Here is an 18,913-nt window from a genome sequence, read left to right on the forward strand (position 1 = left end):
CTGCTGACGCCCGGCTCGATCAGCCCGCTCGGGCAGCACGCGGAGCTGCGCGGATTCGTGCCCGGCGCGAACCGGCTCGTGGTCGCCGATCCGGAGTCGGGCTCGCTGATCGACCTGGCCGACGGCTCGGTCGAGACGCTCGCCCTCCCCCCGGCGGACGTGAGCGCGACCGCGTCGCCCGTGCAGATCCTGCTCCTCGACTCCGGGAGCTACGTCGAGCTCGAGGCCGAGTACGCGCCGGAGACGGGGGCGACCCAGTACTCCGTCGTCCGCGTCGACGCGTCCGGCACCGCGGAGGTGTTCCGCACCTCGCCGACGGGGCGCATCCGCGGCGTCTGCCTCTCGCCGAACGGGCAGTACCTCGCCGTCGAGACCGTCTCGGTGGAGGGCCGGCCGGACGACTACCCGGGCGAGCCGGGCTTCAGCGCGACCTCGACCGTGCTCGTCGACCTCGGCACCGGCGACACCGCGCGCAGCGTCAACGGGCGCTCGCGCGACTGGTGCGCGTAGGGGGCCGGGCCGACGACCGGCTCGTCCACCTGACTGATTGCTGGCGGCCCGGAAGTACCGGATCGTTCAGCAGATCATCGAGAACGACCAGCGCGCCGAGCTGAGCGTCGCGGACCGCACCGCCGCGTGGGCGCAGCTCGCGTTCGAGGGCGTCACCGCCGCAGCGATCGCCAAGCGCACCGGCACCAAGACCGACGCGGTGTAGAAGGGCCTTGCGGTCGCGGAGTCCGGCTCGCACCGGTCCCCGCCCCTCCTCTTCTCCCACTGCTGCACAGGAAGGCCTGACCATGACCACCACGACCACCGCACCCCGCCCCGCCCACCGCTTCGACCCGTACCAGGAGTGATCGACCTCGAAATCGGATCGCTTTCCACGGCTGGGGGACCGACGACGAGAACGACGACCACCCTCGACGCTATCGACTGCGCCGACGGCCCACACGAGATCGATCCCGCGTCGCTCGGTGAGAAGCCGATTTCGAGTGTCGACGCCACCCCATCGGACGCGGACAACGACACCGTCTGGGTCCTCACAGTGCGCGGAGACCGGGATCCCTCCTGACATCGGCGGGACTTCTCGACGCGCTCGGCCGGTGTCGTCCTCAAGCGCGTCTCGGCTCTGCTGTCCAGTACGGAAATCGTCCTACGGCCGGCCGAGTTCAGCTAGTCGACGGTCATAGCGGGCCAGTTCGGCACGCATCTGCTCGATCGACCTCGGCGTGAAACGCCTCACCTGCATGTCGAGGATCGCATCGGCCACGACGTCGCTGGTCCCGAATGCTGCGGCAACGGCCGCCCTCTCGTCGTCGCGACCTCCCGAGACGCTCGCGCACACCCGGAACAGCTTCTCGGGGTTCTCGATGGCTCTGATGCAGGCGTTGATGATCTCGGTACTCATCACGAGATTCTGACGTTCGCTGTCGTCGTCCATGCGGTCACCGTACCGGCCGAAGCGACCTGCCTCCGGGCGGCGACGGCCTCGCGGCGGGGCGGACGTTCTCGGCGCTCCAGTCGGTCGGGTCGTCGCGGGGATCGCGAGGCCGGGCTTCATGGCGACGACGATGTCCGCGTTCTCGAGGTCCTCCACTGTGACGGCGCGGGGGGTGCGGTCGCTGATGTCGAGACCGAGCTCCGCGACGGTCGCGGCAATCGCGGGGTTCACTGTGTCTGCGGGGGACAGCCCGGCGGTGGTGGCGGTGTAGCGGTCGCCGGCGAGTACTTCGAACACGCCGGCCGCTCCCAACTCGGCGCCCGCGGTCAGCCGAAGCACCAGCATCGCCTGCACGATCCACCTCACCCGGAAAGGGGACTTAGTTAGACCGTCTAGAAAATCTAGGCTGTGACCGCTCGATCGGCGATCCCTGGCTGCTGGTCGTTCGAGGTTGGCGCGCGTTCGGCCAACCGGCAGCGAGGGGTGCACCGACCCGAACGGTTGCACCCCTCGCTGTAATTGTGAAGCCACCAGAGCCCGTTGACGAGAGGGCCCGGAGGCGCCGAGACATTTTCGAGGGTCGATGCCGGTGAGGGTCAGGCGAAAGCGCTGCCCGCCAGCGGATGCGCGAGCAGGATCCCCGCGATGAGGACGAGTGCGGCGCTCGGCAGCACGAACTCGACGGGGCGTTTTCCGTGGCGGCTCAGCGCGGAGGGCGCCAGATGGATGAGCACGCCGACCGTGAGCAGGGCGGCGCACGTGAGAAGACCCCATCCGCCGATGAAGAGCAGACTGACTCCCGGGCCACCCGACTCGGGGATCCCGTACCAGACGGCGTCCGCGATCCAGAGTGTCGCGGCGGCGACGCCGGTTGACGCGAGAGCGACCCAGGACACAACGGAGCTAGAGCCGGTCGAGGTCGATCTCCTGGTGTCCACCTGCCGAACGCTAGGGCAGCCGACGGCGCTGGACAACGAAGCCGGAATGAACAAGAGGTGGACGTGAATCCGTCCGGCGACGGACGGCCGTGCCCCTTCAAGGAGTTGCCGGTGGACTCCCGAGCGCAGCGTCGTCGTGTCTCGTTGCCCTGCGGTCGGGGATCGAGGAGCGGGGAGGGGGAGGCGCCGGCTGGTGGACCGACAGGTCGACTTCGCTTGCAGTTCCCGCAGCGGAGGATCGCCATGCTCACCGGCGGTGCCGACTCGCTGCCCGTGAGGGGAGCTCTCGCTGAGCTGGCGGATGAGCCGATCGGCGATCGGGTTCAGCCGGTGAGCCGGCGGACCTGTTCAGCGGAGAGCTGGCGGTCGGCGAAGAGCACGACTCGTGCGGTCGGGTCTGGACTGTGCCCGTCCGGACCCTCCCATCTGAGCGCGAGGCCGAGTCGTTCGATGGTGCGGCGGGAGCGTGCGTTGCGTTCTGCGACGACCGCGGTGATGGGCAGCTCCGGTCGGAGGCGGTGGGCGAGTTCGATGCCGGCGAGGGCGACCTCCTGCGCGTAGCCCTTGCTCCAGTGGTCGGGGTGGAGGGTGAACGCCACATTCCAGGCTGCATCGGAGAGCAGAGTGCATCCACCCATTCCGATCAGATCACGGCTGTCGATGGGGGAGTCGCGCCGGCGGATCACCCAGCTGCTGAGTCCGTCCCGTGTCCACTGGGTCCTTCGATACGCGATCACGGCCCGGGTCTGATCGGCGGAGAGATGGAGGAGGAGCGGATCCTCTTCCGCGATCCGCGGATCGGTGTAGAGGCGGAACAGCTCGTCCAGGTCGGTCTCGGCGGGCCGGCACAGTCGGAGCCGGTCGGTGAACACGTCGAGGTCCCCTGGGGCGCAGGCCTGTCCGTCGCTCACGATCATGGGACGAGGATTCCACGTTCCGACCGCTCGACCAGCGTTGAGTGCACGTGCGATCCGTCGCGGGAGGCCGCCCGTACGGGGATCGGTGGCCGGAGGTCCTCAGTTGCTGACGTGAGTCAGAGTCCGCGCGTACTCGATCATCGGATGACCACCGAGCGGATGCGGCGCGGGATCCCCGTGAGGCTCGAAGTCGGACGCCTTGTAAAGCCCTTCCGCCCGATCGTTTCCGGCGCGGACGTGCAGCTTCAGGACGAGGTAGCCGAGCTGAGAGGCGGACTGGACCGCGTCGTCGAGCAGTGTCCGGCCGAGCCCGCGCCCTGTCTCGCTCGGTGCGACGGCGAGCAGTTCGAGCAGCGCACTGTGTCGGCCCGGACCATCGCCCGTGTCGACGGTGAGAGCGAACCCGAGGGGATCCGAGCCGATGACGGCGAACCGAACGAGAGGCCGGTGGAACTTCGCTCGAGCCCTCTCGGCGACCGCGTCGTCCTGACTGCATCCGTCTCGTGCTCTGAGTGCCTCCAGCCAGAGGTCGATGCAGGGCCCGCGATCGTCAGGCGAACCGGCTCGGATCATCATGCGCTGAGGCTATCGAGGCAGCCATCGGACATGTTCCGAATCCGAGTCGCGTCCTCGTTGTGGACGCCGGCTCGCCGGCTGACGCTGGACAGCAGCTCGCCGAGGCGTGGTCGTGTCACCGAACGAGACGTCGGGCGAAGGACCGGCACATGCTCCGAGGGGCGGGCGTGCGCGAGGAGCGATTCGTACAGTGGAGGTATGAGTGTGATGAAGGAGACGGGTACCGCGCGGCGGAGCGGACGAGGGTGGACGCGGGCTGCGTTCGTGCTGGGCGTTCTCGCCGTCGTGTCCTACGCCGTCGGATACCTGGCGGTGGCCCACCTGTGGGTGGGCGATCCCCTGGTCATCGGAGTCGCGACCACGCTGCAGTACCTTCTCCCGCTGGCCGGCGTCCTCGTCGGTCATCAGGCGCGACGACACGTCGGTCCTCGCTGGGAGTCGACGGTGGGACTCGTGCTCTCCTACCTCTTCCTGGCCTTTGCCGTGGTGCCGGTCGTCATCGGCTTGGCCGGACTGCTGCTGGCACGCTGATCGATCGACGACCCGGATCATTCAGCGGTTCACGCGATTCGCCGCCGTCTGAACGATCGGCAGCTTCTTCGCACGAAGGGTGGCGGCGAGGAGCCAGCCGAGGAGGGAAGCGATTCCTGCCGTGACTGCGTATTCCGTGATGAGGCCCGCGGAGGAGGGCCAGGTCGCGTTTCCCGACGCGAGTACCAGTGCGGTGGAGGCGGCGGCGCCGATCGCGAGTCCCAGGCCCAGGAACGCGGCCGCCTGCCCGACGCGCGGGAAGCGGAGTGTCCGCCGGTCGAGCCAGAGACTCGAGGGAAGCCACAGGAGTGCGCCCGCGACAGTGAACGCAGCTGCCGTGCCCGCGATGAGCCCTGCTGCGGACCCGCCCGATACATCCCAGCTGCCCGCGGTTCGCACCAGCGCGAGGACCGCAATGGCAGGCCACGCCAGAATGCCCCATGCCAGTTCTCGTGTTTCCATGAGCATCATGGTCCGGCACGTCGGTGAACACGCCATGAATCAGAACGTTCAGCACTCCACGATCATGTGTTCCGTAAGGGGATGGTTGAGCGGGCCATCTTCGTCGTCCGCGTGGACTCATCCCTCCACAGGACCGGGGCACGTCTCGGGGCTGAAATCGGAGGTTGCGGTGGTTGCGTCCGGGCAGAGGCCGGTGGTCCAACCGTGATCATCCGCGTAGGAGTTGTATTCGTTTGTCAGAGAGAAGACGATCCCTGCGTTCCAGGGTGCCGTGTAGGCGAAAGAGACGACGGGATCCCCTTCATCCGTGAGAGAACTCCAGGCGAGCTCCGCCTCCTCGCCCGCTGCTGCTGCCGTGTCGAGGCATGCGACCGCGTTGATGGGCACGAGCTCGGTTTGATCAAGCACGAACTCTCCGCAGGTGTCGGCAGCGTTGCCTTCCTGCACGATCAGCGGCGCGTCGCGCAACGCGCGAGCTGCCCGGATCGGATCACCCTCCGGAGCTGGTGAACCTGAGCACGCGGCGAGCATCAGTGCGCCAGCAGCAATGAGCGCCGAAGCGGCGCAATGCCGTCCCGCCATTCCCTCGCCTGTTCGTTTCACGGCGCCACCGTACTCAAGACCGCGCCTTTGTCTACTTGCAACCGGCAGGCGGGGCCGGCACCGTCCCGTATCGGGATGGTTCACCGGGCCGATCTGGTGCCCGGCCGTGGAAGACTCGTTGGGCCGACGACAGCGGAGCGTGACGCCAGTGACTTCAGTAGTGAGCCTCATCCGCTCCAACAGCCTCTCCGGCGCAGCGCAGTATGCGTACGCCGCGACAGTTCCCGCCGGCTCGCGCATGATCTTCCTCGCCGGAGATGTTGCACTGGACGCGGTTGATCCCCTGCCCCGGAGTTGCCGTCACTTCGTCCCTAGTCTTTTCCTATGAACGCATCGAGCTCATTGCCCTCTCTTGACGGTTACCGCTTCGCGGCTGTCCGCGACACAGTCGGCGGCGAAGTAGGACCTGAGACTGTCTTCGACTACCACGAAGCGGACGGCGAGGTGTGGGCCACCTACGCCGGCGGCGCAGTCCGGCGGGGATTCCTTGTCGGCACTCGAACCGGTGACACGGTGGCGTTCCGCTACTGCCAGCTCAACGAGGACGGCGAGACCTCGACGGGATCCTGCGTCTCCGAGATTGTTCTCGACCCAACTGGGCTGCTTCGAATGAAGGAGACGTGGGCCTGGGAATCAAAACCCGGTAATGGCACCAGCGAAGTCACGGAGATCATCGTCCCTCGCCTAGCATCGGTCGTCACAGAACCCCGAACCCGACCCTTTCACGAGTCGTAGAATGAGTGACAAGTTATAGGACATCACTGCTCGGCGCGCCGCGTTTGTGGAGTTGATCGCTAAGTGGCGGCGTCTCTTGATCGTTGCGTGGCGCTGGTTGCCGATGACGAGGATGCTGGCAGCGGCTTCGATGACGTCGTCGGTAATGGTTTCGAGGTCGTTGATCTTGAGCACGCGGGCTATCTGCGGAAAGAGTCGTTCGAGTAGGCGGAAGTTGCCGCGGGTGATGCGTTCGATGGAGGCGATGGCTTGGGCGTCGGTGAAGTCGTCGGGGTCGAGGGTGCGGCCGAGGCGCTTCCAGTGGCGGTCGAGGACGAAGAGGAGTTCGTCGCGACCGAGGGCGCGGTAATGGTGGGAGAAGCCGAGGCGGCTGTAGAGCTGCGGGTAGTGGCGGAAGCGTTGGTCGATGCCGGGCATGCCGATCAGAATTATGGAGAGGTGTTCGCGGTCGTGTCGGTCGCGGAGCAGCTCGAGTGCGGTGGGTGTGAGTCGTTCGGCTTCGTCGATGATGAGTAGCTCGACGAGGTGAGCCACTGGTCGTGCTTTGAAAGGCGGGTCAGGTTCGAGGGAGCGCAGATGTTCGTCGGCGCAGAAGCCGACTTTGATTTGCCAATGGTCGATGTCGTGCATGAGGTCTTTGGGTCGGCAGAGTACTTCGGGTGTGTAGAACACGGGGCGGGATCGGTTGGCGAGGGCGTAGTGCTTGGCGTCGTGATCTCCTCGCGGGCCCCATTCGTTGATGTACGGCTCGAGAGCGTCCCAGTTCGCATAGCGGCGGGCGGAGTTGGTCTTGCCGACACCAGCATCACCGTGACAGATGCCGATGGTTCGTTCCTTGCGGACGGCGTTGGCGAACTCGGTGAAGCGTCGGTGCTCTTTGGTCACGATGAAGGCCTGGTTCATCACTCGTCCTCTTCATAGGTGCGTAGCCGGCGCCGATGGGGAACGGGCGCGACGCTGTGCGGCTCCTCCCGGACGGTGGCGGTGGGAATGCGGTCGTTGATGACGTGCCGGAGTTGTCGTCGGCGGGCGCGGCGGGCGGCTTCGATGTCGCGGAGGCTGAGTCGGAGGTTGGGGTGAGCTTCGTCGACGGCAACACAGACGAAGGTGTCGCGGTCGTAGACCCGGATCTCTGAGACGTCACGTGGGTCATATCGAATCGTGACGGTGTGCCCGACGAAGGGTGCGAGCGTCGGGGCGAGGTAGCGCTGGCCCTGGAAGTGAACGCCATCGCGCTGCACGACGCGATTCTTCGGAACAGTGAGAAGAAGCCCATCGAGCTGTTCGAGGCTGTCAGGCATACGCGGGAGCCAGCCGTCAGCAACCCATGCGGCTCGCGGAGAGGCTTCGAGCTCGCGATGCGGGCGCTCGTTGTAGGTCCTGACGAAGGCGCCGATCGCCCGGTCGAGGGCCGCCAGATCAAGTACTGGGTGGGGGCTTCTGCTGCCGGGCCCGAGGTGCCCCGGGAGGGTAGCGAGGAGTTCGGTGTTGATGGTGCGGAAGAAGCGTTCGATCTTGCCGCGGCCCTGGGGTCTGCCGACGATGGAATGGATGATGCGGATGCGCAGCTCGATGGCGGTGCGCTCGAGGTGGTGGCTGGTGAAGTCGGAGCCGTGGTCGACGTGGAGAACGTCAGGTATCCCGCACATAGCCCACGTCGGGTCGGGCTTTCTCCAGATCGCCTGACGGAGAGCAAGTGCTGTGTTCATCGCGGACGGTGCCCCGGCGAAGACGATGTAGCCGCAGATCGCGCGCGAATAGTCGTCCATCACGATCGTCAGCCACGGCCGATCGGGCGCGCCCCCGGTGCCCATGATGAGGATGTCGAGTTCGGTGTGATCCGCCTGCCACATGTGGTTGGGACGTTCGGCGCGTCGGCGAAACACCAGCTCGTGCTTGTCTCGATAGGCGGCCGGTCCTTCCAACGCGAGTGTTACGAGCGCCGGGTCTAGAGCTTGCACGATTTCCCTGACGGTGGCGTAGCTCGGCGCCGACAGGCCATGATGATCTGCTTCAGCGCTTGCTAGGCGGTGCAGCGTGGTCAGCGCTGGTCGCGGCCTGCTCAAAGCCAGTCGTTCGATGAACGCCACGAGCTCAGGCGGCGTTCGACGTACACCAGCGTCCGATCGCTGGTGCGGATCGAGAGCAGTGACGCCGCTTCCTCGGTAGAGCTGATGCCAGCGCTGTAGTGTGCGGAGGCCGATGCCGATGTCTCGTGCGAGGGCGGCGAGGGGTATCTGATCTTCGACGTGAAGTCGGAGAATTCGCCACCGCTCGTCACCGTCCATGGCATTTGCTACATGGCGGTGCTCTCGCGGCCGGCGAGGGCTTGCTGGTGACGGTAGAGGGTGGCGCGACTCCAGCCAACGAGTCGTGCTGCGTCTTCGGCGGTGCGGCCCTTCGCTCGAGCATCGGAGTCGATGGCGAGCTTGTCGGCGATTACTGCAGGATCGGACAGTGGGCGGCCGAAGCGTGTGCCGTTCTGCCGCGCCGCTGCGATCCCCGCATTCACCCGCTCGACGATCAGTTCGCGCTCGTACTCGGCGAGGGTGGCCAGCATGTTGAGCATCAGCCGGCCCGTCGACGTCGCCGGATCGATGCCATCAGAGATAGACCGGACGTGGATGCCGCGGTCACGCAGCAGGTTCACCGTGTTCAGGACGTCCATCAAGGAGCGGCCAAGCCGATCAACTCGCCACACGACCACGGTGTCACCGGACTCTGCATGCTCGAGGAGCTTCTTCATCCCTCGGCGCTCGATCGCGGTCTTGCTCCCGGAGGTGACATCAGCGAACACGTCGCGCTTTTGAACGCCGACAGCCACCAGCGCGTCGAGCTGCAACTGCGCATCCTGACTCGATGTGCTCACGCGGGTGTATCCAAGAAGTCTCACTCGACCAGTGTGACTCACAAACTCCTCGCAGTCATGACCCTGAGACGGTTTCTGTTGAGACGCATTTTCGAGACATCTGCGACCTCGGAATCGCGCGGACCTGACACCGCGACAGCGATGCCGACCGGGCGTCTCAGAAAGCTGTTGTTTTCCGAGATGCAGTTGATGTTGCAGGTACGGTGTCTCCGTGCCGAATAGTTTCGCTCCCGTGGACCCCGTCGCGCTCACGCAGTCTTTGATCCGATGTGCTTCGGTCACCCCGAGCGACGATGGAGCCCTCGATGTCGTGGCAGGCGTACTTGAGAGCCTTGGCTTCATCGTTCATCGGCTGGACTTCGATGGCACCCCGAATCTCTACGCCCGCCGAGGAATCGACGGACCGCACCTGTGCTTCGCCGGTCACACCGATGTCGTTCCCCCAGGCTCTAACGAGTGGAGCTCCGACCCCTTCGATGCGACACTCCGCGACGGGACGATCATCGGTCGAGGTGCCAGCGATATGAAGGGCGCCATCGCCGCTTTCCTCGCAGCGGTCTCGCAGACGCAGCCCGAAGTGCTCGACCTTGGGTCGGTCAGCCTCCTGATCACCGGAGACGAAGAGGGGCCGGCCACGGGTGGCACCGTGCGTGTGCTCGAGTGGCTCGCCGATCGCGGCGACATGCCGGACTTCACCCTTGTCGGCGAAGCGACGAACCCGGAGCGGATCGGCGACGTGATCAAGATCGGACGGCGCGGAAGCCTTAACGCCAACCTGACGGTGCGCGGGTTCCAGGGGCACGTTGCCTACCCCCACCTCGTCGACAACCCGGTGCACCGCCTCATCCGCCTTCTCAACCGACTCGCCACAACACCACTCGACGAGGGGTCCGAGTGCTTCGAGCCGTCGAGTCTCCAGATCACCACGATCGACGTCGGCAATGCGGCGAACAACATGGTGCCCGCCGAAGCAACCGCGCATCTGAACATTCGCTTTAACGACCTTCATTCAGCCGAGAGCCTCGAGGGCTTGATCCGCCGGGCGGCAGAAGAGTTCGCAACCGACTTCACCCTCTTAGTCGAGGTAAGTGGCGACCCCTTCATCACTGCTGGATCGAGCCACGTCGCGCTGTTATCCGAGGCGGTAACATCCGTGACCGGGCGAACTCCCTCGTTGGATACCGGCGGAGGAACTTCCGATGCGCGATTCATCGCCCACTATGGCGAGGTCGCCGAATTCGGCCTCATCAGCAGCACAATCCATCAGATCGACGAACACGTCGTGGTAAGCGATCTGCACCAGCTCACAGTGATTTACCGCACGTTTCTCGCGAAATTCCTGACTCGCTGAAATCGTCGGTGATCCGACGCACGCGTAGCGCGACGTCAAGGAGCGATCAAAGACTGCCGCCACAAAGCGATCAACTCCACACCCATGTGCTCATTGCTTCATTTACTCATTTGAGTTCCGGTCGGCGCCGTGCCGAAGGGGTGGTTGCACTCAGTCTACGGACGGGGCCGCCCCCGCCCTCCGATCCATTGAAGGATGCCGATCGTGACGACCGAAACCACGGCGACCAGAAGGAGGAAGGGAAGGGCACCTAGAACCAGGAACAGCACGAAGCTGTCTCCACCCTCGAACCCATCCATGACTGCAGCCGGGACTCAGAAGAGTCAGGACACCGGCATGAGCGGCCCGGTCGTGAAGTCACTGCGACCGTCCCCGCCGCAGACCTGGAAATCGGAGGGCGTGTCGATTCCCGGTCCGGCGCCGTCCGAGGTGACGAGCACCCGGACGGTCGTCGCGGTCGTCGGCGTGCAGTCGTATGCGCCGACCGCCGAGAGCTGGCCCTCCGCCTGCGCCGACTCACCCGGAGCGAGAGCCCCCGGGAACGCTTCCGCACCCGACGTGCCGGCGGTGGTGAGCTGCGTCCCATCGGCGCCGAGCATCAGAACGCCCGGCCACCCGAAGTACGAGCACGCCTGTTCCGAGGCGTTCGTGAGCACGATCGCGAACCCTTCCTGGCCCGCCCCGGAAAGCTCGGGCCGGTCCTCCACCGTGACCGTGAGCTGCGTGTCCCGGCATGGGTCCGCCGGCCACACCGGACCAGCCGCCGCCGCACCCGCAGTCGCGGTCGCCGCCGGAGTAGCGGGGGCGGACGTCGGGGCGGCGGTCGCGGTCGACGCCGGCGCGGCGGCCGACGTCGATGCCGGAGCCCCCGCCGTCGAACCGGCGCAACCGACGAGCGCGAACACCGGAACGGCGAGCAGCAGGGCGAGAGTCGAGTGGGAGGTCCGAGTCGTCGTCATCCGGCGAATCTACCTTTGACTGCTCACTCCCAGTGCGAGACGACGGGCGGCGGGACTTCCCGCTCGTGGTTGAGCACTCGAAAAGCGATCGCGAGGACGACGCAGACGCCGGCACCGATCAATGCGGCAGCGCCAGCCACCGTCATCCACAGCGGTTGGACAGCCGAACCGTCCACGCACAGCGGATTCCACAGGAAGCTCTCGGAGCTGGAGTAGCTTCCACGAACCTCGCACGCCTCTGCCGGATCCCACATGTAGAGAGAGGACATCAACCCGAGAGCGGCGGCGAAAACGGTGAAGATCACGGTTAAAACGAGGGGGATCGCGTGATCCGGCCGAGGAGACTGTCTAACGCTCATCGGGAGGGTGCCCCCCCCCCCCCGGAGTTGCCATCTCTCACCACTCATCGCCCAGCTTGCGGAGCCCGTTGTCCTCCGGCAGGGTCTGGCGCGAGTAGTCGTGCAGAACGTCGGGCGACGCAATTTCCTGTCCGTCACGTTCAACTTGACGGCTGGCCGCAATGACGACGCATGTCACGGCCACGATCAACGCCGCAGCAGTCGACAACGTCATCCATATCGGCTGAACGGTTGAACCATCTGAGCACAGCGGGTTCCAGAGGAACCCCTCTCCCGTCAGGCTGCCTCCGCCGCGGGTCCTGCACGTCTCGCTCGGGTCCCACATGTAAATGGAGGCTACGGCTCCCAGGGCGGCTGCAAGACCGCCGAAGACCAAGGCGAGAACGATGGGCGTCGCTGCACTCGGTTGCGGGGGCTCTCCAACGTTCATCGGGACATCATGCACTGCACTCCGAAGGATTGATCAAGAGCCGGAACGCCAGGCCCGGTATCGAGTACCCGCGGGGGGAGGTCATCGCGCCGCGACAGTGAGGTTCAGCTCTTCACCGACGCGCAGAATCTCGTCCGAAGGGAAGCGGAACGGGTTGAGGTAGAACAGGTCATCGGCCGTCATGCCGAATCGTGCCGCGACGTCCTCTGCGAGGTCGTTGCGAGCGACCGTGTACGACGTCGGCACTCCGTCCGTGGATGACACCTCGCCACGCGCTGCTGCACGTGGGCCGGCGTCCCGGGCCACGAGGGTGCTGCGCTGCGGCTCCACGTTCCACTGGACGTCAGCGATGGCGAGGATTTTGGTTGAGCAGTCGGGGTCGTCCTGCGGGCGGGTCGTGAGAACGAGTTGATTGATCGCTGTCGGGTCGCCATGGAACTCTGCGAGGTTCCGCCACGCTTTGTAGGGCTTCCCTGACTCCGCGTCCGCGAGACGCATCGGGAAATCGACGTCGAAACAGGTGGTATCCGCGTCGATCGGATCGAGCGCTCCCATGACCGCTACGGAACCGGAAGACGCGGTGGGGATGACGAGCTCGTCGGATGTCAGGGCCAGCCGGCCGTCCGCCGCGCTCAACTGGACGGCGCCGGTGGTCCCGTCGCTCCCGGTGAACGTCGCTACGCCTAGGTCGCCGGTCAGCGGGGAGGTGAAGCCGTCGTCCGAGTTCGTCGCCAGAGGCGGGGCCGACGGTGCAGGCTGCGCGGTGCATCCCGTCACGACCGCCAGGCATGCCGCGACCGCGACCGTGTTGCGCACTTTCGAGAACGTCCCCACCGGCTCAGGTTAAGCGACGTCATCGCTTTCCTCGTGGTCGCGTCTCGGCCTGAAATGCTCAGCACGGTTCGGAAAGGGGAACGTCTGTCGCGGGCCAGCAGGAAGCCCAACGGCTCCTAGGCTGACCCGATGAGTTCCCCGGCACCGACCCGCCCATTCGTGGGTGTAGCGCGCATCGCCGTCGGTGCAGCCGCGGTCGCGGTGATCCTCCACACCTACGCGCTGAGCATCGTGGCCGGCGAGTCGAATCCGTTCGACTACTTCGGCTACTTCACGAACCAGACCAGCCTCCTCGCGAGCGCGGTGCTCATCGTCGCCGGATCGGTCGCGCTCGCCCGCCGTCCGACGCCGGTGTGGCTGAGCTACGTCCGCGGCGCGGCGACGGCCTACCTGATCGTCGTCGCCGTGATCTACAACACCCTCGTCCCCGGTACCGGCACGGCCCCGCCCTGGGTCAGCGCCGTCCTGCTCGTCCGCGGAGCGACCGACGGGTGGGTGCCCTACGGCTTCCTGCTCCCCGAGAACGGGACGCTCTCGCTCGTCCTGCACGTCGCCGGGCTGACCTGCGCGGTGCTCCTCGCGGGCGCGCTGGTCTGGGCGCTGAGCCGACGCCGTGCCTCATCTAGTTGATGTCCAGTCCTCTCTCGCCATGGATCACGAGGAGCTCTGACTCCCGACGTCAGGCGCATCACCTCTCGTATGCGTCGCGACTCGGCCCCGGCGCGCTCTGATCACGCGCAACACGAGATTGATCACCAGCAACCCCGCTCCAGCCGGGATGGCACCGGCCGTAAGAATCAACGCTTGGAAAAGGAGCGGCTGGCTCATCGGCACGGGGGTCAACGACATCGGAAAGACGACGTTCTCGAGCAGGACGGGAAACAGGCCGATAGCGATCCCGCATCAGAGGGCACTCACCACAGCTGGAAGCCACGCGACGAGAACAGGACGACGCGAGAGCCTCCGGGGAGCGACGTAACCTCCGACAGCGGCAACGACGATCCAGATGATGACACCTGCACCGCCGGCGCCGATCGCGATGGCTCCCTCGGATGGATCCGCGTCCGTGATCCCCAGAGCCACCATGAAGCTGCTGAACACCAGAACCAGGGCGGCGAGCACAGTGACCACGCCGGCGGCGGTCCAGCCGATGAACGCGTTCACAGATCCATCGGATGCTGAAGTCGAGAGACGTGACGCGGTGGAAGCAGTCGGCATCGTGGGACACCTTCGTTGGTTGTTGCGCGGTAGTCGGACCGACAGATTCCCACCACCGCTAGTATGCATCGCACGCTAACATGCAAAGCATGACAGTCGACGTGGGGGCCCAGATCCGGAAGGGCGTGGTGGAGTACTGCGCCCTCGGGCTCCTATCGCGGGAGCCGATGTACGGCTGGCGCCTGTCGGAGGAGCTGGTGTCGCTGGGCATGATCGCCAGCATCGGCACGCTCTACCCGGTGCTCGGGCGGTTGAAGGATCGCGGTTTGATCACCTCCTACGCAGGGGAGAGCGGTTCGGGCCCGGTCCGGAAGTACTACAAGCTCACCCCCTCCGGACAGGCCGAGCTGGGCGAGTTCCGCCGCCAGTGGGAGCCCTTCACCCGTTCCGTCCAAGCGATCGTGGCAGGAGACGACACATGACCCCGACCAGCGCACCCCGCGAGGTCCAGACCTACTTGAAGCGGCTCGATCGGGCGCTAAGGCCCGTCCCTCGTGACGTCGCCTCCGCGATCCGAGACGGGATAGATGAGGAGCTGGCCGGCCTCGAGCCGGCAGAAGCCATCGAGCGCGTGCGGTCCTTCGACGAACCGGAATCCATCGCGGCCGCCGCCCTGGGCGAGAGCCGCACCCACCCCACGCCAGCCGGCCGCGCGAGGGTGATCTGGATCGTCGCCGCCGGAGCCGTCATCGTCCTCGCGGTCGCCCTGGTTTCGACGTGGGCTCTCGCACCTGGCCCCACCCCTGAGGCGACCAGTTCCTCTGTCGTCGCCTACCCGATGCCCGATCTTGGTCCCTCTCCCGCCCCAACACCTCTCGCGCCCGACGAGCAGGAGCAGCTGCGCATCCAGGAGCAGGACCGCCAATGGGAAGGAGTCCTGGCAGGCTTCCCTGACGCGACGAGACCCGCCGACCCGTTCCAGGAATACCGCGACCCGAACGATTCGACAGCACTCCTGGGCTGCCTCACCGCGGCCGGCCTAACGGTCGACCTCGGCTCGAACGCCGCCGGCGGCGGACCCGTCAGCATCATGACGTCCGCCTCGACGGAAGCCGAATCGGTCGCCGCGTTCACCTGCTGGTCGAGCTATCCCACGACCCCCGTGGTGCCCATGACGTCCGAGCAGATCGACTACCTCTACAGCTACCTGACCGAGTACCTCGTGCCCTGCTACGAAGCGAACGGCATCGAGAACCCCGACGCGCCCAGCCGCACCGACTTCATCGACCAGTGGCCGAACCAGGGATGGTTCCCCAGCACGAGCGAAGCGTGGCTGACCGACGACGAGCAAGAAGCGATTGACGAAGCCTGCACTCGACCCATTTGACGGACCGTCTTACAGGCGTCCCGTTTGGGGATGGTTGAGCGGCAGGGGGGGCGCTGCGCTATGTCGTCGCTCGGTCTTCCGGCGACTCGGTGATGAGCTCCTGCTTGCGTTCGGCTCTGAGCGCGACGACGGTTCCCGCGAGAGCGAGTGCGGCGGCTGCGGTGAAGAGGGCGGTGGCGTCCCACCTGTAGTGACGGATGGTGATGCCTGGTGAGGTCTCGCTGGCTGCGTAGGTGCAGGACAGTCCGAGCGGGTAGAGGATCTTCTCGCCCGATACGCGGCTGGAGTAGAGGTCGATCCCGTCGGGGTACTCGCTGTGCTGGCACTGCACGGCGGCGGGTTCCCAGCCGGTCTGAACCCAGCCGATCGTGTGGGTGAGGAGGGCGACTGGGGTTCCGATCACCATCGCGAGGATGCCGAGGGTCTTCGCGGTCCGGAGTTCCATCCCGTCAGAGTAGGGCGGACACCACCCACCACGCGCGTCCCGAAAGGGGATGGGTGACCGGGACGGATCCGACCCGGGTGGACCAGTGCGCTCCTGGCGTTCACTCGCTGGTCCGAGAGTGATGGTGTGCAGTCACCGTCGCTCAAGACTTCCGCCGTGATCGCGGGCACCATCACTCTCCTCGCCCTCGTCGCGGGCGTCTTCCTCGACGGATTTACGTTCGCGTGCAACGAGTCCCTTCCGCCTCAGTGCACGGGGTTCCACGTCGCGTGGCCGGCTCTGTACTTTGTCGCCCTCGCGACCTTCGTTCTCCTGGTCGCAGCGATGCGCCTTCGCACGCGCTCCCACGCTCGATGGGGGTGGCTGCTGCTCGCCTTGAGCGTGGTCGGCGCCCTCACCAGCTGGGTTCTGGCTCTGCGTACCGCCGTGATCGTCGGTTGAGCAGCACGCGGCGCGGTTGCACGATCGTGTATTCCGTAAATGGATCACTAACCGGTTCAGCCGGCGGCCGTCGTTCGAACGTCAGCCTGTGTTGAGCCATGAAGAGTCCGGAACCGAGTGCGCCGCGAGGGTTCTAGCTGCTGGTCGCTCGAAGCGTCTTCACGAGCTCCTGTAGCTCGGTCGCGTGGTCTTGCTTCCACTCGCGGATCGCAGGGGTCGCGAGCGGGTCCGTGTCCTCGGACACGGAGTCGTAATGCACCACGGCCACGTCGAGAACAGTGGCGAACACGTCATCGTTCGGCTCCATGGAAGTGCCGGCGACACCGACAGTCGCAGTGTGATCGATGCCTGCTCCGGAGAGGGCGATCGTCCACACCTGGATCGGACCGTCGGGTGTCGGAGTCGCGTCATCGGTTCTCGCGTGGGTGACCTCGATGAGAACTCCGCTTACGGTGCGCTACATGGCCCGATCGTACTCAGCCGCTCTCTGCGCTGAGCGTCCCGTTGAGGGATGGTCAGCCGGTCGGTTTCGAGTGGTGCCGCTTCCGCTCCCACTCCTCCGCGAGGATCGCGTAGACCGCTGAGTTGATCCAGGTCTCGCCGCGTTTCTCACTTTGCAGGAACAGGGCCTCTCGCCGCAGGCCCATCTTCTCCATCGCGCGCACGGAGCCGCGGTTGTGAGCTGCGGCACGTCCGATGATGCGGTGCAGACCGAGCGATCCGAACCCGACGTCGAGCAGGGCGGCGCCCGCCTCGAGCGAGTAGCCCAAGCCGGCCGTGTTGGGGTGGAGGAACATGCCGATCTCGCCCTGCTCCCCGTCCGCCGAACGGATCAGGACGGCATCGCCGACGAGGGCCGCCGATGCTCGGACCTCGATTCCGTAGAAGCGGCGATGACCCGGTTCGCGCAGCTCCCACTCGCTGTCCCGCTCCTCGAACCAGGAAGCGTACTGCCCGTCCGAGAGCGACGGGTGGCCGAGGAACCGAGAGGCGTGGGCGTCGCCCCGGTACGCCATGACCGACGCTTCGTCGTCCCGGGTGAGGCGACGCAGGCGGAGGCGGGGTGTGAGCAGATCGACCACGCCATTCATCTGCTCAGGCTATGTGCGGGTGAGGTCGACGCTGCGGGAAGCCGTCCCGTAAAGGGATCTCCATACGGGACAGCAGTGCCGACACACGCTTGAGGACGACGCCGACCGAGCGCGTCGAGTAGTCCCGCCGATGTCAGGAGGGGTCGCGGTCTCCGCGCACTGTGAGGACCCAGACGGTGTCGTTGTCCGCGTCCGATGCGGTGGCGTTGACACTCGATATCGGCTTCTCGCCGAGCGACGTGGGATCGATCTCGTGTGGGCCGTCGGCAGTCGATCGCGTCGAGGGTGGTCGTCGTCCTCGTCGCCGGTCCCCCAGCCGTGGAAAGCGATCCGATTTCGAGGTCGATCACTCCTTCGCCGAGGCAGTCGAAGGTGATCGCGGTCGGCAGCGCCGGCCTCTCGAGGGTGACGTCGACGCGGCCGCCGTCATCGTCGGCCGCGACGTTCAGTGAGAGGACCGCTACGACGTCGCGATCCGTTGCCACTTCCGCTTGGCGCTCTTCGCGCCATTGCGTGATGCGAGGATCTTCGCCTGGTACCGGTGTGCAGCCGGCGAGAGCCGCCACAAGAACAAGGCCAGCTGCTGTGTGGATGGGGCGGTGCCTCATTGCTCCACAGTAGAGGCACAGGACGCTGAAGAAGACCCATCATCACAGCGCCAGCGCTCGTCTCCTTCGCGGCGCGATACGGTGTGCTGACGAGGCACGGGGGAATGCGGTGGGATCGACAACGCGCCTGAGGTGGGTGGCCGGAGCGGCAGTGGTGGCGCTCACGATGACGCTCATGGCCGGGTGTTCTGGTCCCGACACCGAGGCCTACTCCGATTTCGAGCGGGCGCAGGACGAGCGGGACGCTCTTCCCGACGTCGGCACCGTAGGAGACGGTTACGACCCCGCCTCGATCCGTTACGTCGGGTCAGCTGAAGGGCTGGACGTCTGGATCGGGTCGCAGACCACGACCGGAGGCCGGTGCGTCATCGTGGACGGAGACGGCGACAACGAAGACGGAAGCGGCTGCGGGGATGCGCTGTCGCTGAACGGAGCATGGGCCGTCCAGATTCACACCGATGGCGCCGGTCCAGACGACGCTACTGGCATCGACTGGACGAGCCTTGGCGAGAACGTGTCCATCCGCCGGTATTAACCACCCTGTTCCTCACGTCGACCGCGCGGACGAGCACGTGCGAACGACCCCTACCGGCCGCCCGGTCGACCATGGTTGGCCGGGCGCCTAGACGTCTGCGGGCAGCGGTATCGTCCCGCGAAGCCTGTGGCGGTGAAGCTCGCACCGTCGATCATTACTCCGACGTTCGGGCCGGAGGACATCAGCGCGGGATGTTCCTACTGCGCTCGGAACTGGCGCTGGTCGCTGCAGTAGCAGTGATGG

Annotated in this window: 28 protein-coding genes and 1 pseudogene; 12 read left to right on the forward strand and 17 right to left on the reverse strand. The window is 66.1% G+C overall.

Annotated elements, in window-relative coordinates:
• The 3 genes from C5C99_RS17245 to C5C99_RS16910 form a co-directional block, all read left to right on the forward strand.
• On the forward strand, positions 1-510 hold a 510-nt coding region (locus C5C99_RS17245; protein WP_374953744.1), incomplete at its 5' end, for a hypothetical protein.
• A gap of 37 nt (positions 511-547) precedes the next feature.
• Positions 548-715: a hypothetical protein gene (locus tag C5C99_RS15810; RefSeq protein ID WP_181074632.1), complete on the forward strand. Its 168-nt coding sequence runs from the start codon at positions 548-550 to the stop codon at positions 713-715.
• Positions 716-853: 138 nt separating this feature from the next.
• Positions 854-1,072: a hypothetical protein gene (locus C5C99_RS16910; protein WP_146076619.1), complete on the forward strand. Its 219-nt coding sequence runs from the start codon at positions 854-856 to the stop codon at positions 1,070-1,072.
• Between the two features lie 81 nt (positions 1,073-1,153).
• Here the strand turns inward: C5C99_RS16910 and C5C99_RS15815 are convergent, their stop codons facing one another.
• The 4 genes from C5C99_RS15815 to C5C99_RS15830 all read right to left on the reverse strand — a co-directional run bounded on the left by C5C99_RS15815 (position 1,154) and on the right by C5C99_RS15830 (position 3,872).
• Positions 1,154-1,807, reverse strand: a complete 654-nt coding sequence (locus tag C5C99_RS15815) for a low molecular weight phosphatase family protein (RefSeq protein WP_258060023.1) — start codon at positions 1,805-1,807, stop codon at positions 1,154-1,156.
• 230 nt (positions 1,808-2,037) lie between these two features.
• Positions 2,038-2,337, reverse strand: coding sequence for a hypothetical protein (locus C5C99_RS15820; RefSeq protein WP_104223378.1), 300 nt, complete (start codon positions 2,335-2,337; stop codon positions 2,038-2,040).
• A 365-nt stretch (positions 2,338-2,702) separates the two neighbouring features.
• A complete protein-coding gene (locus tag C5C99_RS15825; protein WP_104340381.1) occupies positions 2,703-3,296 on the reverse strand; it encodes a GNAT family N-acetyltransferase in 594 nt (197 codons plus the stop codon).
• Positions 3,297-3,395: 99 nt separating this feature from the next.
• Positions 3,396-3,872 carry a GNAT family N-acetyltransferase gene (locus C5C99_RS15830; protein ID WP_104340382.1) on the reverse strand — a complete coding sequence of 159 codons (477 nt, stop codon included), beginning with the start codon at positions 3,870-3,872 and terminating at the stop codon, positions 3,396-3,398.
• A gap of 198 nt (positions 3,873-4,070) precedes the next feature.
• Between C5C99_RS15830 and C5C99_RS15835 the strand changes: the two genes are divergently transcribed.
• A complete protein-coding gene (locus C5C99_RS15835) occupies positions 4,071-4,403 on the forward strand; it encodes a hypothetical protein (RefSeq protein ID WP_104226378.1) in 333 nt (110 codons plus the stop codon).
• Positions 4,404-4,424: 21 nt separating this feature from the next.
• Here the strand turns inward: C5C99_RS15835 and C5C99_RS15840 are convergent, their stop codons facing one another.
• Together C5C99_RS15840 and C5C99_RS16915 are read right to left on the reverse strand one after the other, a co-directional pair.
• Positions 4,425-4,865, reverse strand: coding sequence for a hypothetical protein (locus tag C5C99_RS15840; protein ID WP_146085535.1), 441 nt, complete (start codon positions 4,863-4,865; stop codon positions 4,425-4,427).
• A gap of 117 nt (positions 4,866-4,982) precedes the next feature.
• Positions 4,983-5,468, reverse strand: coding sequence for a hypothetical protein (locus C5C99_RS16915; RefSeq protein ID WP_146085536.1), 486 nt, complete (start codon positions 5,466-5,468; stop codon positions 4,983-4,985).
• Between the two features lie 324 nt (positions 5,469-5,792).
• Between C5C99_RS16915 and C5C99_RS15850 the strand changes: the two genes are divergently transcribed.
• On the forward strand, positions 5,793-6,203 hold the full coding sequence (locus C5C99_RS15850; RefSeq protein WP_104223373.1) for a hypothetical protein: 411 nt from the start codon (positions 5,793-5,795) through the stop codon (positions 6,201-6,203).
• A gap of 96 nt (positions 6,204-6,299) precedes the next feature.
• Here the strand turns inward: C5C99_RS15850 and C5C99_RS15855 are convergent.
• The 3 genes and pseudogenes from C5C99_RS15855 to C5C99_RS15865 all read right to left on the reverse strand — a co-directional run.
• Positions 6,300-7,106 (reverse strand): annotated as a pseudogene (locus tag C5C99_RS15855) (AAA family ATPase); the annotation flags it as partial.
• A complete protein-coding gene (locus C5C99_RS15860; protein WP_104340385.1) occupies positions 7,106-8,491 on the reverse strand; it encodes a Mu transposase C-terminal domain-containing protein in 1,386 nt (461 codons plus the stop codon). The gene C5C99_RS15860 and the pseudogene C5C99_RS15855, both read right to left, overlap by 1 nt.
• Before the next feature lie 8 nt (positions 8,492-8,499).
• On the reverse strand, positions 8,500-9,096 hold the full coding sequence (locus tag C5C99_RS15865; protein WP_104340386.1) for a recombinase family protein: 597 nt from the start codon (positions 9,094-9,096) through the stop codon (positions 8,500-8,502).
• A 208-nt stretch (positions 9,097-9,304) separates the two neighbouring features.
• Here C5C99_RS15865 and dapE point away from each other — a divergent pair, with 208 nt between their 5' ends.
• Complete coding sequence (dapE, locus tag C5C99_RS15870) at positions 9,305-10,423, forward strand: succinyl-diaminopimelate desuccinylase (protein WP_219813642.1); 1,119 nt, start codon at positions 9,305-9,307, stop codon at positions 10,421-10,423.
• Between the two features lie 323 nt (positions 10,424-10,746).
• On the opposite strand, the gene C5C99_RS17600 is transcribed toward dapE, so the two are convergent.
• The 4 genes from C5C99_RS17600 to C5C99_RS15885 form a co-directional block, all read right to left on the reverse strand.
• On the reverse strand, positions 10,747-11,382 hold the full coding sequence (locus C5C99_RS17600) for a DUF4232 domain-containing protein (RefSeq protein ID WP_104340387.1): 636 nt from the start codon (positions 11,380-11,382) through the stop codon (positions 10,747-10,749).
• A 23-nt stretch (positions 11,383-11,405) separates the two neighbouring features.
• The gene (locus C5C99_RS15880) at positions 11,406-11,687 is read right to left on the reverse strand and encodes a hypothetical protein (RefSeq protein WP_104223367.1); all 282 of its coding nucleotides are present in this window, start codon (positions 11,685-11,687) and stop codon (positions 11,406-11,408) included.
• Positions 11,688-11,778: 91 nt separating this feature from the next.
• Positions 11,779-11,955, reverse strand: a complete 177-nt coding sequence (locus tag C5C99_RS17250; RefSeq protein WP_181027276.1) for a hypothetical protein — start codon at positions 11,953-11,955, stop codon at positions 11,779-11,781.
• Positions 11,956-12,252: 297 nt separating this feature from the next.
• On the reverse strand, positions 12,253-13,005 hold the full coding sequence (locus C5C99_RS15885) for a LysM domain-containing protein (protein ID WP_104337854.1): 753 nt from the start codon (positions 13,003-13,005) through the stop codon (positions 12,253-12,255).
• A gap of 159 nt (positions 13,006-13,164) precedes the next feature.
• Here C5C99_RS15885 and C5C99_RS15890 point away from each other — a divergent pair, with 159 nt between their 5' ends.
• Positions 13,165-13,635 (forward strand): hypothetical protein, encoded by a 471-nt coding sequence (locus C5C99_RS15890; RefSeq protein ID WP_258063725.1) that lies wholly within the window; start codon positions 13,165-13,167, stop codon positions 13,633-13,635.
• Positions 13,636-13,908: 273 nt separating this feature from the next.
• Here C5C99_RS15890 and C5C99_RS15895 read toward each other — a convergent pair whose 3' ends face one another.
• Positions 13,909-14,169 carry a hypothetical protein gene (locus C5C99_RS15895; RefSeq protein WP_104310018.1) on the reverse strand — a complete coding sequence of 87 codons (261 nt, stop codon included), beginning with the start codon at positions 14,167-14,169 and terminating at the stop codon, positions 13,909-13,911.
• Positions 14,170-14,312: 143 nt separating this feature from the next.
• Here C5C99_RS15895 and C5C99_RS15900 point away from each other — a divergent pair, with 143 nt between their 5' ends.
• The gene (locus tag C5C99_RS15900) at positions 14,313-14,645 is read left to right on the forward strand and encodes a PadR family transcriptional regulator (protein WP_104223417.1); all 333 of its coding nucleotides are present in this window, start codon (positions 14,313-14,315) and stop codon (positions 14,643-14,645) included.
• Complete coding sequence (locus C5C99_RS15905) at positions 14,642-15,550, forward strand: hypothetical protein (protein ID WP_104223362.1); 909 nt, start codon at positions 14,642-14,644, stop codon at positions 15,548-15,550. The genes C5C99_RS15900 and C5C99_RS15905 overlap by 4 nt, the downstream gene beginning before the upstream one ends.
• A 58-nt stretch (positions 15,551-15,608) precedes the next feature.
• Here C5C99_RS15905 and C5C99_RS15910 read toward each other — a convergent pair whose 3' ends face one another.
• On the reverse strand, positions 15,609-15,995 hold the full coding sequence (locus tag C5C99_RS15910) for a hypothetical protein (RefSeq protein ID WP_104247868.1): 387 nt from the start codon (positions 15,993-15,995) through the stop codon (positions 15,609-15,611).
• 156 nt (positions 15,996-16,151) lie between these two features.
• Between C5C99_RS15910 and C5C99_RS15915 the strand changes: the two genes are divergently transcribed.
• Positions 16,152-16,436, forward strand: coding sequence for a hypothetical protein (locus tag C5C99_RS15915; protein WP_146085414.1), 285 nt, complete (start codon positions 16,152-16,154; stop codon positions 16,434-16,436).
• Between the two features lie 133 nt (positions 16,437-16,569).
• Here the strand turns inward: C5C99_RS15915 and C5C99_RS17255 are convergent, their stop codons facing one another.
• Positions 16,570-16,743, reverse strand: a complete 174-nt coding sequence (locus C5C99_RS17255; RefSeq protein WP_181074634.1) for a hypothetical protein — start codon at positions 16,741-16,743, stop codon at positions 16,570-16,572.
• Positions 16,744-16,951: 208 nt separating this feature from the next.
• On the reverse strand, positions 16,952-17,527 hold the full coding sequence (locus C5C99_RS15925) for a GNAT family N-acetyltransferase (protein WP_104257703.1): 576 nt from the start codon (positions 17,525-17,527) through the stop codon (positions 16,952-16,954).
• 176 nt (positions 17,528-17,703) lie between these two features.
• Between C5C99_RS15925 and C5C99_RS16920 the strand changes: the two genes are divergently transcribed.
• On the forward strand, positions 17,704-17,979 hold the full coding sequence (locus C5C99_RS16920; protein ID WP_146083619.1) for a hypothetical protein: 276 nt from the start codon (positions 17,704-17,706) through the stop codon (positions 17,977-17,979).
• Between the two features lie 307 nt (positions 17,980-18,286).
• Positions 18,287-18,670 carry a hypothetical protein gene (locus C5C99_RS15930; protein ID WP_104257704.1) on the forward strand — a complete coding sequence of 128 codons (384 nt, stop codon included), beginning with the start codon at positions 18,287-18,289 and terminating at the stop codon, positions 18,668-18,670.
• Positions 18,671-18,913: the final 243 nt, after the last annotated feature.

It is taken from the genome of Rathayibacter sp. AY1C4, from assembly GCF_002932195.1.
GTDB lineage: Bacteria > Actinomycetota > Actinomycetes > Actinomycetales > Microbacteriaceae > Rathayibacter.

Coding starts and splice junctions, on each gene's coding strand:
- C5C99_RS15825 (WP_104340381.1), bottom strand. CDS start 3,296: ATGATCGTGAGCGACGGACAGGCCTGCGCCCCAGGGGACCTCGACGTG.
- C5C99_RS15830 (WP_104340382.1), bottom strand. CDS start 3,872: ATGATGATCCGAGCCGGTTCGCCTGACGATCGCGGGCCCTGCATCGAC.
- C5C99_RS15835 (WP_104226378.1), top strand. CDS start 4,071: ATGAGTGTGATGAAGGAGACGGGTACCGCGCGGCGGAGCGGACGAGGG.
- C5C99_RS15840 (WP_146085535.1), bottom strand. CDS start 4,865: ATGGAAACACGAGAACTGGCATGGGGCATTCTGGCGTGGCCTGCCATT.
- C5C99_RS15850 (WP_104223373.1), top strand. CDS start 5,793: ATGAACGCATCGAGCTCATTGCCCTCTCTTGACGGTTACCGCTTCGCG.
- C5C99_RS15860 (WP_104340385.1), bottom strand. CDS start 8,491: ATGGACGGTGACGAGCGGTGGCGAATTCTCCGACTTCACGTCGAAGAT.
- C5C99_RS17600 (WP_104340387.1), bottom strand. CDS start 11,382: ATGACGACGACTCGGACCTCCCACTCGACTCTCGCCCTGCTGCTCGCC.
- C5C99_RS17250 (WP_181027276.1), bottom strand. CDS start 11,955: ATGACGTTGTCGACTGCTGCGGCGTTGATCGTGGCCGTGACATGCGTC.
- C5C99_RS15900 (WP_104223417.1), top strand. CDS start 14,313: ATGACAGTCGACGTGGGGGCCCAGATCCGGAAGGGCGTGGTGGAGTAC.
- C5C99_RS15905 (WP_104223362.1), top strand. CDS start 14,642: ATGACCCCGACCAGCGCACCCCGCGAGGTCCAGACCTACTTGAAGCGG.
- C5C99_RS15910 (WP_104247868.1), bottom strand. CDS start 15,995: ATGGAACTCCGGACCGCGAAGACCCTCGGCATCCTCGCGATGGTGATC.
- C5C99_RS17255 (WP_181074634.1), bottom strand. CDS start 16,743: ATGGAGCCGAACGATGACGTGTTCGCCACTGTTCTCGACGTGGCCGTG.
- C5C99_RS15925 (WP_104257703.1), bottom strand. CDS start 17,527: ATGAATGGCGTGGTCGATCTGCTCACACCCCGCCTCCGCCTGCGTCGC.